19 protein-coding genes are annotated in these 12190 nt (G+C 66.5%); 8 read left to right on the top strand and 11 right to left on the bottom strand.

The genetic code is table 11. The features are described 5' to 3' along the window. Window positions 1-14: 14 nt before the first annotated feature. Window positions 15-1019: a YihY/virulence factor BrkB family protein gene (locus FBR43_RS05650; protein WP_136942242.1), complete on the top strand. Its 1005-nt coding sequence runs from the start codon at window positions 15-17 to the stop codon at window positions 1017-1019. Window positions 1020-1028: 9 nt separating this feature from the next. Here the strand turns inward: FBR43_RS05650 and FBR43_RS05645 are convergent, their stop codons facing one another. After that, complete coding sequence (locus tag FBR43_RS05645) at window positions 1029-1508, bottom strand: SH3 domain-containing protein (protein WP_136942241.1); 480 nt, start codon at window positions 1506-1508, stop codon at window positions 1029-1031. Between the two features lie 101 nt (window positions 1509-1609). On the opposite strand from FBR43_RS05645, the gene FBR43_RS05640 reads away from it, so the two are divergent. Then, window positions 1610-2608, top strand: a complete 999-nt coding sequence (locus FBR43_RS05640) for a 2-hydroxyacid dehydrogenase (RefSeq protein WP_136942240.1) — start codon at window positions 1610-1612, stop codon at window positions 2606-2608. Window positions 2609-2706: 98 nt separating this feature from the next. After that, window positions 2707-2901 carry a hypothetical protein gene (locus tag FBR43_RS05635; RefSeq protein ID WP_136942239.1) on the top strand — a complete coding sequence of 65 codons (195 nt, stop codon included), beginning with the start codon at window positions 2707-2709 and terminating at the stop codon, window positions 2899-2901. Between the two features lie 8 nt (window positions 2902-2909). Here the strand turns inward: FBR43_RS05635 and FBR43_RS05630 are convergent, their stop codons facing one another. Both FBR43_RS05630 and FBR43_RS05625 read right to left on the bottom strand, forming a co-directional pair. Continuing rightward, on the bottom strand, window positions 2910-3368 hold the full coding sequence (locus FBR43_RS05630; RefSeq protein WP_136942238.1) for a DUF1465 family protein: 459 nt from the start codon (window positions 3366-3368) through the stop codon (window positions 2910-2912). Between the two features lie 79 nt (window positions 3369-3447). Beyond that, on the bottom strand, window positions 3448-3645 hold the full coding sequence (locus FBR43_RS05625) for a YdcH family protein (RefSeq protein ID WP_136942237.1): 198 nt from the start codon (window positions 3643-3645) through the stop codon (window positions 3448-3450). Window positions 3646-3805: 160 nt separating this feature from the next. Here FBR43_RS05625 and FBR43_RS05620 point away from each other — a divergent pair, with 160 nt between their 5' ends. Next, window positions 3806-3961 (top strand): YdcH family protein, encoded by a 156-nt coding sequence (locus tag FBR43_RS05620; RefSeq protein ID WP_136942236.1) that lies wholly within the window; start codon window positions 3806-3808, stop codon window positions 3959-3961. A gap of 67 nt (window positions 3962-4028) precedes the next feature. Here FBR43_RS05620 and FBR43_RS05615 read toward each other — a convergent pair whose 3' ends face one another. The 3 genes from FBR43_RS05615 to FBR43_RS16090 form a co-directional block, all read right to left on the bottom strand. Further along, complete coding sequence (locus FBR43_RS05615) at window positions 4029-4397, bottom strand: PilZ domain-containing protein (RefSeq protein WP_136942235.1); 369 nt, start codon at window positions 4395-4397, stop codon at window positions 4029-4031. A 110-nt stretch (window positions 4398-4507) separates the two neighbouring features. Next, window positions 4508-4972: an RNA polymerase-binding protein DksA gene (dksA, locus tag FBR43_RS05610; protein WP_136942234.1), complete on the bottom strand. Its 465-nt coding sequence runs from the start codon at window positions 4970-4972 to the stop codon at window positions 4508-4510. A 126-nt stretch (window positions 4973-5098) separates the two neighbouring features. Continuing rightward, on the bottom strand, window positions 5099-5449 hold the full coding sequence (locus FBR43_RS16090) for a hypothetical protein (protein WP_169542460.1): 351 nt from the start codon (window positions 5447-5449) through the stop codon (window positions 5099-5101). Here FBR43_RS16090 and FBR43_RS05600 point away from each other — a divergent pair, their 5' ends adjacent. From FBR43_RS05600 to FBR43_RS05585, 4 genes are all read left to right on the top strand, one after another. Next, window positions 5450-6238, top strand: coding sequence for a PEP-CTERM sorting domain-containing protein (locus tag FBR43_RS05600; protein ID WP_249276467.1), 789 nt, complete (start codon window positions 5450-5452; stop codon window positions 6236-6238). An 89-nt stretch (window positions 6239-6327) separates the two neighbouring features. Then, window positions 6328-7125 carry a fatty acid desaturase gene (locus FBR43_RS05595; RefSeq protein ID WP_136942231.1) on the top strand — a complete coding sequence of 266 codons (798 nt, stop codon included), beginning with the start codon at window positions 6328-6330 and terminating at the stop codon, window positions 7123-7125. Then, window positions 7122-7637, top strand: coding sequence for a sterol desaturase family protein (locus tag FBR43_RS05590; RefSeq protein ID WP_136942230.1), 516 nt, complete (start codon window positions 7122-7124; stop codon window positions 7635-7637). The genes FBR43_RS05595 and FBR43_RS05590 overlap by 4 nt, the downstream gene beginning before the upstream one ends. 61 nt (window positions 7638-7698) lie before the next feature. Continuing rightward, on the top strand, window positions 7699-9213 hold the full coding sequence (locus tag FBR43_RS05585; RefSeq protein ID WP_136942229.1) for a S10 family peptidase: 1515 nt from the start codon (window positions 7699-7701) through the stop codon (window positions 9211-9213). 16 nt (window positions 9214-9229) lie between these two features. Here the strand turns inward: FBR43_RS05585 and FBR43_RS05580 are convergent, their stop codons facing one another. Genes FBR43_RS05580 through FBR43_RS05560 form a run of 5 tightly spaced genes read right to left on the bottom strand, consistent with a single transcriptional unit; the run spans window position 9230 to window position 12179 of the window. Then, window positions 9230-9547 (bottom strand): nucleotidyltransferase family protein, encoded by a 318-nt coding sequence (locus tag FBR43_RS05580; protein ID WP_212611896.1) that lies wholly within the window; start codon window positions 9545-9547, stop codon window positions 9230-9232. Beyond that, window positions 9537-9956 (bottom strand): HI0074 family nucleotidyltransferase substrate-binding subunit, encoded by a 420-nt coding sequence (locus tag FBR43_RS05575; RefSeq protein ID WP_136942228.1) that lies wholly within the window; start codon window positions 9954-9956, stop codon window positions 9537-9539. Before FBR43_RS05575 ends, FBR43_RS05580 begins: the two co-directional genes overlap by 11 nt. After that, window positions 9953-10615, bottom strand: coding sequence for a CoA transferase subunit B (locus tag FBR43_RS05570; RefSeq protein WP_136942227.1), 663 nt, complete (start codon window positions 10613-10615; stop codon window positions 9953-9955). The genes FBR43_RS05575 and FBR43_RS05570 overlap by 4 nt, the downstream gene beginning before the upstream one ends. Further along, window positions 10615-11463: a 5'-nucleotidase, lipoprotein e(P4) family gene (locus tag FBR43_RS05565; RefSeq protein WP_136944051.1), complete on the bottom strand. Its 849-nt coding sequence runs from the start codon at window positions 11461-11463 to the stop codon at window positions 10615-10617. Before FBR43_RS05565 ends, FBR43_RS05570 begins: the two co-directional genes overlap by 1 nt. Before the next feature lie 8 nt (window positions 11464-11471). Continuing rightward, window positions 11472-12179 carry a CoA transferase subunit A gene (locus tag FBR43_RS05560; protein ID WP_136942226.1) on the bottom strand — a complete coding sequence of 236 codons (708 nt, stop codon included), beginning with the start codon at window positions 12177-12179 and terminating at the stop codon, window positions 11472-11474. Between the last annotated feature and the right edge of the window lie 11 nt (window positions 12180-12190).

Below are 12190 nucleotides of genomic sequence, written 5' to 3'. Positions count from 1 at the left end.
AGACAGGAAAGCGCATGAGCGACACGGAAGTAAGGACCGCACCGGAGAATGTGCCCGGCGGAGCCTCGCGCCGTCCGTGGGAACATCCGTGGCGCGCCTGGAAGGCGATCCTCGCGCGCGTCTGGGTGATGATGGGCTATCACAACCTCACGCTGATGGCGGCGGGCGTCGCGTTCTACGCCTTCCTCTCGTTCGTGCCGCTGCTCGGCGCGATCGTGATGAGCTACGGCGTGTTCGCCGATCCGGCGGCGGTGGTACGCCACATGGATACCATCTTCGAACTGCTGCCACCCGATGCCGCCCGGCTGGTGTCCGACCAGCTCATCGCCGTCGTCACCACTGCCGCCGAAACCGCCGGCCTCAGCCTCGTGATCGCGCTCACGCTCTCGGTCTACGGAGCGATGCGTGCATCGTCGGCGATCATCCAGGCGCTCAACGTGATCTACGAGGAGGAGGAAGGCCGCAACATCATCCAGACGACGCTGCTCTCGGCGTTCCTCACGCTGGGCGCAGTGCTGGCTGCTCTGGTCGGCCTCGTCTCGGCGGGCGCGCTCGGCTATCTGCGCTTCCTCAGCGACTATCTGGGTTCGAGCGGCGTGCTGCTCATCCAGATCGTGACGTGGCTGATCGCTACGCTGATCGCCAGCACCGCCTTCGCCTTCGTCTATCGCTACGGCCCCGATCGCGCGCGCGCGCGCTGGCAATGGCTCTCGATCGGATCGGTCGCCGCCACGCTGCTGTGGCTCGGCGCGACTTTGGGCTTCGGCATCTATGTCGCCAATTTTGCCAACTACAACGCCACCTATGGCGCGCTCGGTGCGGTGGTGGTGCTGCTGATGTGGCTGTTCGTGTCGAGCTATGCCGTGCTGATCGGCGCCGAAATCAACGCCGAGGCCGAGCGCCAGACCGGGGTCGACACCACGACGGGTCGCGAGCGGCCGATCGGACAGCGCGGCGCAGTGATGGCCGATTCGCTACCCAGCAAGCGCCAGCACAAACCGCGGCGCGACAAATATTGACGCAGTGCGTCAGTCGACGTCTTCGGTCGGCCCGACGCCCCACAGCCGCGCCTGCTCGACGAACCCGCCCCGGCCCTTGACGTCGAGATAGCACCAGCCGCGCGCGCAGCGGCTGATCCGCCCGACCACGCCGGGTGCCGCGCGCCACGACACGCGTGCGCCCGGCCGCGCGGCCTCGCGCAACGCGACCACATCGTCCTGCACGATCGCGGTTCGCCGATCGCTCAGCAGCCCCACCTGCATCCAGCCCTGCGTGCCGTCCGAACTCTCGACCTTGCGCCAGTCCTGATAGATGTCGATCACGCGGATCGGCAGATCGGCACGCACATACACCCAGTTCACGGGAAAATTGCGTCCCGGCCCGGTGCGCATCCGCGCCTCGCTGGCGGCGATCGAGGCGTAATAGGGCGGCTTGCGCGTCTGCGCCTCGGCGACGCCGGCCGCGAGCGCGAGCATCAGCAGTCCCGCCGTCCATCCTCGCACGCGCATCCAACTCTCCCTGTTACGCGCGACTCTCTAGCGCGCTGCTCGCGTGGCCGACAAGGCTGCGCGGCGTTGACTGGCGGGGCGGGTCGCCACATGACATGGCGATGGTTGAAGGATCGCGCCTGCTTCGCCCCAAGGTGGTCGTCACGCGGCGCCTGCCCGATCGCGTGCTCGCGCGCATGTCTGACCTGTTCGACGTCGTGGCGCATCAGGACGATCGTCCGATGGACCATGCGGCGCTGGACGACGCGATGGCCAACACCGACGTCCTCGTCCCCACCGTGACCGACCGGATCGATGCCGCGCTGATCGCGGGCGCCGGCGGCCGCCTGCGCCTCATCGCGAGCTATGGCACCGGTTTCGACCATATCGACCTCAAGGCTGCGCGTACGCGCGGCATCGTCGTCACCAACACGCCCGGCGTGCTGACCGAGGATACCGCCGACATGACGATGGCGCTGATCCTGTCGGTGCCGCGCCGGTTGGCCGAAGGCGAGAAGCTGATGCGATCGGGCCAATGGACGGGCTGGAGCCCCTGCGCGATGCTGGGACACCGGATCGGCGGCAAGGCGCTGGGCATCGTCGGCATGGGCCGCATCGGCCAGGCCGTGGCGATGCGTGCGCGCGCCTTCGGCCTGACGATCCATTATCACAACCGCCATCGCCTGCCCGCGTCGGTCGAGCAGATGACCGATGCGCAATGGCACCCCGAACTCGATACGATGCTGCGCAGCGTCGATATCCTCACGCTGCATGCGCCGCATACCGACAAGACCGAACATCTGCTCGATGCGCGGCGGCTCGCGCTGCTTTCGCCTCACGTCTATGTCATCAATACCGCGCGCGGCGAGCTGATCGACGAGCCCGCACTGATCAATGCGCTCGAAGCGGGGCGGATCGCCGGCGCCGGGCTCGACGTCTATGCGCATGAACCCGCCGTCGACTCGCGGCTGCTCGCCTTGTCCAACGTGGTGTTGCTGCCACATCTCGGATCGGCGACCTTCGAGGGGCGCGAGGCTATGGGGCATCGCGTCATCGCCAACATCCGCGTCTGGGCCGATGGGCACCGCCCGCCCGATCAGGTGCTCGAAGGCTGGGCGTAGATGCGGTCCATGCGGTTGTTGCGCGACCGTCATCATCGGAACCGGGCGGCGGTTTGATAATTAGCAATAGCGTTACCCGAACCGATGGAGACACGCCCATGAAGAAGCTGCTTGCCACCACCATGCTCCTCGCCGCTGCCGGATCGCTTGGCGCCTGTTCGACGCTGCGCGGTGCGGCGATCGGTGGCGCCGGCGGCGCGGGTATCGCCGCGGCGACGGGTGGAGACGTTCGCCAGGGCGCAGCGGTTGGCGGCGTCGGCGGCGCGGTGGTAGGAACCGTCGTCGACGACTGAGCAGGTCCCTAGAGCGCGCCGGCGAGCTTCTGCTGCATCCGGCGCGCCGGGCTCGTTGCTTCCGGTGGCGCGTCGCGTGCGCCATCGAGCAGCGCGGTGCGACGGTGCAGATCGATGCTCGCCGCTATGAGTGAGCGCGCGCGGGCTGGAAACGCCGCGATGGCGATGGGCTCGCTGACCGGTGCCTCGCCCAGCCGCCGCGCGCGATCCATTGCCTCGCTCGGCCGCAATTCGCCTGCTTCGACCGCACGCTGCGTCAGCAGCCAGGCGATAACGTGCATCAACCGCGTCGTCACCTTGAGCGACTCGCACGAAAACGAGACTCGCTCGAGCGGCGCCAGCAGGTCACGGTCGGCACGACCGCAATCATCGAAATACCCCCGCGCCTCATCGGCCAGCACCATCGCCTCGACGTAGAGCGAGTCGATCAGGCGGCGTTCGATACGCGAGGCGGGTGCGTGGGGCATGGTTTGGGCATGCCACATCGCACGATCCGCACAAGCCGGTCATTGCACCCGCCGCCCATCTGTCCCGCCGTGGCGCAGGTCAGGCGATGATATCGGGCACCAGTTCGTCCTCGACCAATGCGATCTCGTCGCGCAGCCTGAGCTTGCGCTTCTTCAGGCGGGCGATCTGCAACTGATCCTTTGCACCCGTATCGAGCATCGCCGCGATCGCGGCGTCGAGATCGCGATGCTCGACTCGCAGCAGTTCAAGCCGGCGCTGGAGTTCGGCCTCGTCCATGGCCAACCCCTCTCGCAGTCGGCCGGGCATGTCCAGCCGCCATTCTGTTTGACGCGCTTTTTTGCACGGAATGTCGAAAGCCGCCGCAAAGACACGCGACATTAACACGCATTGATGGTTTACTCGGCTCCCCCAACCCGAAAGTCAGGAGAACGCTGCAATGCAGACCCCGCACCTGTCCGCGCTGGAAGCCAAGCACGCCACGCTCGATCGCCGCATCGCGGCCGAAGCGCAGCGGCCGCTCCCCGATCAGAGCGTGCTGGGCGAATTGAAGCGTCAGAAGCTGCGCGTCAAGGAGGAGATCGCCGCGCACTGACGTGACCGCCGCGCTGCCTTACCGGGCAGCGCGGTCCGCGCGTCCGTTAAGACTATATTTCAGCGAATCAGCGACGCGACAGAGGCGGCTTCAAATATACCGGCGTCTGTTTGCCGCTCCCCACGGGCTTGCGCGCGAGTAGCGGGTCGATCGGCGCATCGAAAGCGATGCCAAGGCGACCATCGACCGCCCAGACAACCTTGCCCGCCGTCCAGCCGATGCCCCGGATGTCGACGTCGACAGCGGTGTCGAGCGGGAGCGAGCGGCCATATTCGGCCATCAGGCCACCTGCCGACAGGTTGCGGATGCGCACCGTCGTTTCAGCGTCGCCGATTCGCAGCGTCGCGGTAAGCAGCAGACTGTCGCGCGCGGCGTTGCGCTGCGTGCCGGCATCGTCGTCGCCGGGGGGAACGGGATCGTGCGCGTAGCGGTCCATGGTCATGCTCGATTAGCGTCGGCAGTGTCGGTGTCGCCGCCAATACAACAGCAATCCCTGTCGAAAGCGTTAACCGGACACCCAGTTCGGCGCTACCCGCGTTCGATCTCTCAGTCCTCGCGCGAGACCTTTTCGTTACGCTCGTGCCGCTCCTGCGCCTCGACCGTCATCGTCGCGATCGGCCGCGCCTCGAGCCGTGCCAGGCTGATCGGCTCGCCCGTCACTTCGCAATAGCCATATTCGCCATCCTCGATACGGCGCAGCGCCGCGTCGATTTTGGCGATCAGCTTACGCTGGCGATCACGCGTGCGCAGCTCGATCGACCAGTCGGTCTCGCTCGATGCGCGATCGGTCAGGTCGGCCTCGCGCAGCGAATCGCTCTGAAGCTGGCTCAGCGTGTCCTTGGCCTCGCGATGGATCGCATCTTTCCAGGCGAGCAGCTTCTCGCGGAAATATTCCTGCTGCCGCTCATTCATGAACGGCTCGGACGGGAGGGGGCGATATGCCGTGCCTCCGTCATTCGCAGCCATCGGCGCTTTGCCGAAATCGTCGGACCGTTCCAAAACCGTCGCCATCCCACTCTCCACACCCGGCGCCGTAAGCCCCCAATGCCCGTGGCGCGCCACCTTTTGCCCTTGCGGCCTATAGGGACGCAGCGTGATTGCCACAAGCCGGGTTTTCCGGGTCTTTTCGTTCGCGAATCAGTCTATTGACGATCGGTGCTTGCCGTTAACTGAACGATGCGCCGCTTCGCTGCTTGGTCGCCACTTCACAAGCTGCGGAGTCGTCCCGTTTCGGGGCGTTAACCAAAGAGTGCTCGGCGCAACCGCCAGTTTTTCCATTTCGGAACGCAAGTTGTTGGTTAACGCGATTGCACTTAATATTTTGTTCTGCACTTTAGGGTCATTGGCGGCGAGCGACTGCTTCATTTGGCGGATCGCAGAACGATCTGCCAGACAGGGAAAGACAAGCGTATGTCGGTGAAGATGGCATTGGCGAAACTTTGCGCATGCACCGTTGGCGGCGCGATCGTCGGCGGCGGCGCGGTCCATATGACCGAGCAGGCAAAGGCCGAGCGCACGATCGTGAAGACCGTGCCCAAGCGCGTCGCCGCCCCGCGCGACGTCACGAAATACGCAAGCGCCGCCGCGCCGGGCAAGAAGCTCGTGCGGCGGACGATCACCAAGACGGCGGCCTGCCCGCCCGCGACGGTGACGGTCACCAACCAGGGCGCGCCGATCCCGCTGCCGCCTCCCTATGTCGGCTCGAGCGGCGAGATGCCGGTGCTCGCCGGCGGCGGTAGCGTCGCCCCCGTGATTCTCGGCGGCGGCGGCGGTTTCGGCGGCGGCGGCTTCTTTGCCGGCGGCTTCTTCGGCGGCGGTGGCGGCAGCAGCGGCATCGTCATCTCGTCGACCTCGTCGTCGACCGGCGGCTCGACCTCGACCAGCTCGGGCGGTTCCTCGACCTCGACCGGTGGCTCCTCGACCTCGTCGTCGACCGGTGGCTCGTCGACCTCGACCTCGTCGGGCAACGTGTCTTCGACCAGCTCGAGCTCGGGTGACGTGTCGTCTTCGACGAGCTCGTCGTCCTCGACCTCGTCGTCCACCAGCTCGTCGACCTCGTCCTCGTCCTCGACATCGACCAGCTCGGGCGGCAAGGACAAGCCGTGGCCCGGCAAGCCCGATCATCCCGGCAAGCCCGACCAGCCCGATGGTCCGGGCGGCGAGACGCCGGGCAATCCGACGCCGGTGCCCGCTCCGCCGATGCTGCTGCTGTTCGGCGGCGCCGCGGCGGCGCTGGTCGCCCGCGCCCGCTTCGGCAAGCGCCGCAAGCAGGACTGAGCCAAAATCGCCGCGGCACGTCGCCGCAGCATCACGAAGATCAGGCAGCGGGTTTCGCAAGAAGCCCGCTGCTCCTATGTGCGGGACCGATGACATCGCCCGCCTCCCCTCCTGCCGGCGTACCCGCACGCGGACGGCACCGCGACCGGCAGGCGCTGATCGGCCTGAGCCTCGCGGTGGCGATCGCGGGAAGCTGGCTCGCGCTGCATCTTTACGCGATGTTCGGCTTCACGATCGATGCGCGCAGCTGGCCGCTCGTGCCGGTCATCGCCGCGGTCCAGTGCTGGCTGTCGGTCGGCATGTTCATCGTCGCGCATGATGCGATGCACGGCTCGCTCGCGCCGGGACGCCAGCGCCTCAACGCCGCGATCGGCGGCGCGCTGCTGATGGTGTATGCGGGCTTCGGCTGGCGGCGGATGCGTGATGCGCATTTCGCCCACCACCGCAGTCCTGGCAGCGCGAGCGATCCCGATTTCGATCATCACAATCCGGCGCATTTCGGCCGCTGGTACGGCACCTTCCTGCGCCGCTATTTCGGCTGGCGCTCGGGCGCCTATGTCGCCACCGTCGTGACGCTCTACTGGCTCGCCTTCGGCGTACCGGTCGCCAATATCGTGCTGCTATACGGCCTGCCCGCGATCCTCTCGTCGGTGCAGCTCTTCTATTTCGGCACCTTCCGCCCGCACCGCCATAACGCAGCCAGCGATGCGTTCGCCGATCGCCACAATGCGCGCAGCGAAAGCTTCGGTCCGCTGCTCAGCCTCGCCACCTGCTTCCATTTCGGCTATCATCACGAACATCATCTAAGCCCCGATACTCCCTGGTGGGCGCTGCCGCGCCGCCGCGCGGCACGCGACCGGGGGACGGGCCACGGAGTCGCCGCATGACCGCGTTCGAGAAGCTGGCCATCGTCGTCGGCGCCATCGCCTTCATGGAGGTCTTCGCCTGGACGGTGCACAAATATGTGATGCACGGCTGGGGCTGGGGCTGGCATCGCGATCATCACGAGCCGCACGACCATGCGCTCGAGCGCAACGACCTCTATGCCGTCGTGTTCGGCAGCTTCGTCAGCGCGATGTTCGTCACCGCATGGCTCAATCCTCAGGCCGCATGGTCCGAGCCGCTCTGGTGGACCGCGCTCGGAATCACCTGTTACGGCCTGATCTACGCCTTCATCCATGATGGGCTCGTGCACCAGCGTTTCTTCCGCTGGGTGCCTAAGCGCGGCTATGCCAAGCGGCTCGTGCAGGCGCACAAGCTGCACCACGCCACCATCGGCAAGGAAGGCGGGGTAAGCTTCGGCTTCATCCTCGCGCCCGACCCCCAGCGCCTGAAGGCCGAGCTCAAGCGCCAGAAAGCCGCCGGCATCGCCACGGTACGCCCCGCCGCCGTCGATTGACGGCTTCCGCATTCCGCCGCGGCGCGATAGGGACGCTACGAAAAAGGGGAATGCCGCCAACATGATATCTCGCCTGCTCGCCGCCGCCGCACTCGTCCTGCCGCTCAGCCTCGCCGCGCAGGAGCGCGGCCCCGAACCCAAGGCAGCAGCCAAAAGCCCGGCCGATATCGAAGCGCCGATACGCTCGGTGACGCGTCATTCGGGCAATTTTGGCGGTACGCGCATCGCCTATCGCGCGATTGCGGGCGACACCTATCTGAAGGACAAGGACGGCAAGCCGCTCGCCTCGATCACCTCGTACAGCTACATCAAGGAAGGCCCGGTCGATCCCAACCGGCCCGTCACCTTCCTGTGGAACGGCGGCCCCGGCTCGGGATCGCTCTGGTTGCACATGGGCGCGTTCGGCCCCAAACGCGTGGTCATCCCGTCGGACGCGCGAGACGATGGCGCCCCGCCCTATCCCATTGTCGACAATGCCGAATCGCTGCTCGACGTCACCGACATCGTGTTCATCGATCCCGTCGGCACCGGGTTCAGCCGCGCGCTCGGCGATACCGACCCCAAGGACTATTGGGGCGTGACCAAGGACGCGAAGTCGATGGCGGCGTTCATCCGCCTATGGCTCAACGAGCATGGCCGCTGGAACGCGCCCAAGTTCATCGGTGGCGAGAGCTACGGTACCACGCGATCGGCGGCGGTCATCAAGGAACTCGAGGGCAGCTATACCGATGTAGCTATCAACGGCATCATCCTCATCTCGTCGATTCTCGATTTCAGCCAGGCTGCCGACGCGCCCGGAAACGAGCTCGGCTATGTTACCAACCTGCCGTCGATGGCCGCGACCGCCTGGTATCACAACAAGGTAGCCGACCGACCCGCGAGCCTCGAAGCCTTTGTCGAGGAAGCACGCGCCTTTGCGATCGGCCCCTATGCCGCCGCGCTGCTCAAGGGCAACGCGCTGACCCCCGCGGAGCGCGCGCAGATCTTGCCGCAGCTGTCGCGCTTCACCGGCGTGTCGCAGACCTATCTGGCGCAAGCCGATCTGCGCCTGTCGCCGGGGCGCTTCTACAAGGAGCTGCTGCGCGACCGTGGCCTCACCATCGGCCGGCTCGACACGCGCTACACCGGCGTCGATTACGACAATGCCGGCGAGACGCCCGACAACGACCCGAGCTTCTACGCGATCGACGGCGCCTATACCGCGGCGATGAACCAGTGGTCGCGCGTGGGCCTCGGCTATTCGCCCGACCTTACCTATTCGGCGATCGGCGGCACGCGCGACTGGGACTGGAACATCGCCGGCGGCCCGCGCGGCGGATCGGGCTACCTGAACGTGGCCCCCTGGATCGGCAAGGCAATGCGCGAGAACAGCGACCTGCGCGTGTTCGTCGGCCAGGGCTATTATGATTTCGCCACGCCCTTCTTCGGCGCCGAATATTCGCTCAACCGCACGGGCATTCCCAATGACGGCCGCATTGTCTGGCAATATTATCACGCCGGCCACATGATGTATGTGCGCGAGGACGATCTTCGCAAGCTTTCGAGCGATATCAGGGCGTTCATTCGCGCGCGTTGATCGGAGGCTGGGCGCGCTATCCGAGCAGGTCGGCGCGGCTGAACAACGGCCGCGCCTCGCGCGCGAGCACCGCTGCCAGTTCGGGTCCGGCATCCTCCGCGCGTGTCACATCGGCGTGGATCGACAGATCGCTGTCGTCGATCGCGGCGGCGATGCGCATCAGCATCGGCAGGTCGATCGCTCCCGTCAGCAGCAGATCGACGTCCGACCCCGGCCGATGATCGCCACGCGCCCGCGAACCGAAGAGTTCGACCCGCTCGATGACCGTCGCGAAGGGCGCAAGCGCCGCCAGCAGCGCTGCACGTTGCGCGGCCGTGAGCGTTTCAGCCGCCACGCTCGATCATCGCATCGCGAAACGCCTCCAGCGTTCTAAGATGCGTCGCCTCAATCGCCGCCAATTCCGCGTCGCGCACCGTGACGTCGTGGGTATGCGACAATTGATGCCGCAGCTTGCTCGCCGCCATCCACGCGTCGCCATCGGCGATTATCCCGGCAGCGAATGCGCTGCGGATGACGCTGGCCGAAGTTACCGTCTCCGGCGGCGAACCTTCGGCCAGAAGATAATCGGCCATCAGCTTCCAGCCGAGTTCCCACGCGATCTCGAACCGCTGGACCAGTCCCGCCTTTTCCAGTTCCGAAAGCGGGCGTGTGCCACCCAGCGCAAACGCTTCTTCGAGCAGGGCGACAGCCTTGTCGTAATGCGCCAGCCGCTGCCGCCAGCGCGCGGGCGCCGCTTGCGTCACGCCGGCACGGCCACGTCGTAGCGCGCCGTCGTCTTCGCCGCGACTTCATCGGCAGTGACGCCCGGCGCCAGTTCGATCAGGCGGAACGCGCTGTCGTGATCGGGGCGCTGGAACACCGCCAGATCGGTGACGATCATGTCGACCACGTTCGTTCCGGTCAGCGGCAGCGTGCAGGCGGGAATGAATTTGGGGCTGCCGTCCTTGGCGGTATGCTCCATCACCACGATGATCTTCTTGACGCCGGCGACCAGGTCCATCGCGCCGCCCATGCCCTTGATCATCTTGCCGGGGATCATCCAGTTGGCGATGTCGCCATTCTCGGCGACTTCCATGGCACCCAGCACGGTGAGATCGATATGCCCGCCGCGGATCATCGCGAAGCTGTCGGCGCTGCTGAAATAGACCGAATGCGGCAGTTCGCTGATCGTCTGCTTGCCGGCATTGATGAGATCGGCATCCTCCTCGCCCGCATAGGGAAACGGCCCGATGCCGAGCATCCCGTTCTCCGACTGGAGCGTGACCGTCAGCCCTTCGGGGATATGGTTGGCGACGAGCGTCGGGATGCCGATGCCGAGATTGACGTAGAAGCCGTCACGCAGTTCGCGCGCGGCACGCGCCGCCATCTGGTCGCGGGTCCAGCCCCTGGATTGGTCAGGCATCAATCATTCTCCTCGAGCGTCCAGCGCTTGTCGGCGGGGAACAGGTCGTCGAAACCCGCGCCTTCCCACGCGCCGTAGAGCGAGTTGGGCAGCAGGAACCAGCCCGCACCCCATTTCGCCCGCAGCGCCGGCGCCTGCGCGAGCGCACGGCGTTGCTGCACCGTCAGCGCCTTGTCGTTGAAGGCATCGGCAAAGTCGCCGAGATTGTCGCCCGCCATCGCCACCACGCAATACCGCGCGGCGATCGCCGCACGGCGCGGGTCCTTCGCCGATCCCGGCGCCACATCGCCCTTGAGGAACAGCGTCTCGCCCGCCACCGCCCCGGTTATGCCGACCGATGCCAGCGCGTCGGCGGTCTGCGCGGCATAGACATTGTCGCGGTTCGAATTGAAGATCACGGTGACGCCCGCGGCGCGGATCGCCGCGATGGCCTCGACCACGCCGGGCACGGGCTCGACCAGCTTCGCGCCGCCCTGCTCCCAGCGCGCCCAGCGCGCGGGATCGAAGGGCGGATCGTCACGGCTGGCGCTGTCGTAGTTTGCACCGGTGTTGAACAGCACGGTTTCGTCGATGTCGTACACTACCGCGCGCGGCTTGCTGTCGCACGCTCCCCAGCGCGGCGCGTCGGGAGAAGCGCCCGCTGCGAGCACTGCGCTGTCGGCAGGCCCGCGCGCACGGGCGACCGCATAGGCCGCCATGGCCGCATGTGTCTGGCGCGACATCGCTGCCGCTTCTCCCGAACCCAGCAGCCAGCGATATTGCCGTCCGGGCTGTTCGGGCGCAGCGGTATAGGCGGCAGGCGGCGCGGTGGTGGCGCAGCCGCCGAGCAGCGCCGCGGTCAGCAGCATTGCCGTTCTCACGCGGCTTCCCGCTCGCGTACGGTACGGAACTCGATCTTCTTGTCGTAGGGCGCGCCGACGATCATGCGCTTCACATAGATGCCGGGCAGATGGATCGCATCGGGATCGAGGCTGCCGACCGGCACCACTTCCTCTACCTCAGCGACGCAGATCTTTCCTGCCGTCGCCATCGGTTGATTGAAATTCCTCGCTGTCTTGCGGAAGATGAGGTTGCCCATCTCGTCGGCCTTCCAGCCCTTGATGATCGCGAGATCGGCGCGGATGCCGCGTTCGAGAATGTAATCCTCGCCGTCGAAGGACTTCACTTCCTTGCCCCCGGCCACCTGCGTGCCGACGCCCGTCTTGGTGTAGAAGCCGGGTATCCCCGCCCCGCCCGCCCGGCAGCGTTCGGCAAGCGTCCCCTGCGGACAGAACTCGACCTCGAGCTCGCCGGCCAGGAACTGCCGCTCGAACTCCTTGTTCTCGCCGACATAGGACGAGATCATCTTCTTCACCTGGCGCGTGCGCAGCAGCTTGCCCAGCCCCTCGCCATCGATGCCGGCATTGTTGCTGGCGATGGTGAGGCCGGTGACGCCCGCATCGCGGATCGCGTCGATCAGCCGTTCGGGAATGCCGCACAGGCCGAAGCCGCCGGCGCAGATCGTCATCCCGTCATGGAGCAACCCCTCCAGCGCGGCGGCCGCATCGGGATAGAGCTTCTGCATTGCGGTATCTC

It is taken from the genome of Sphingomonas baiyangensis (assembly GCF_005144715.1).
GTDB lineage: Bacteria > Pseudomonadota > Alphaproteobacteria > Sphingomonadales > Sphingomonadaceae > Sphingomonas > Sphingomonas baiyangensis.
Note: the sequence above shows the minus strand (reverse complement) of the source record. Positions and strands in the feature narration are given on the sequence as shown.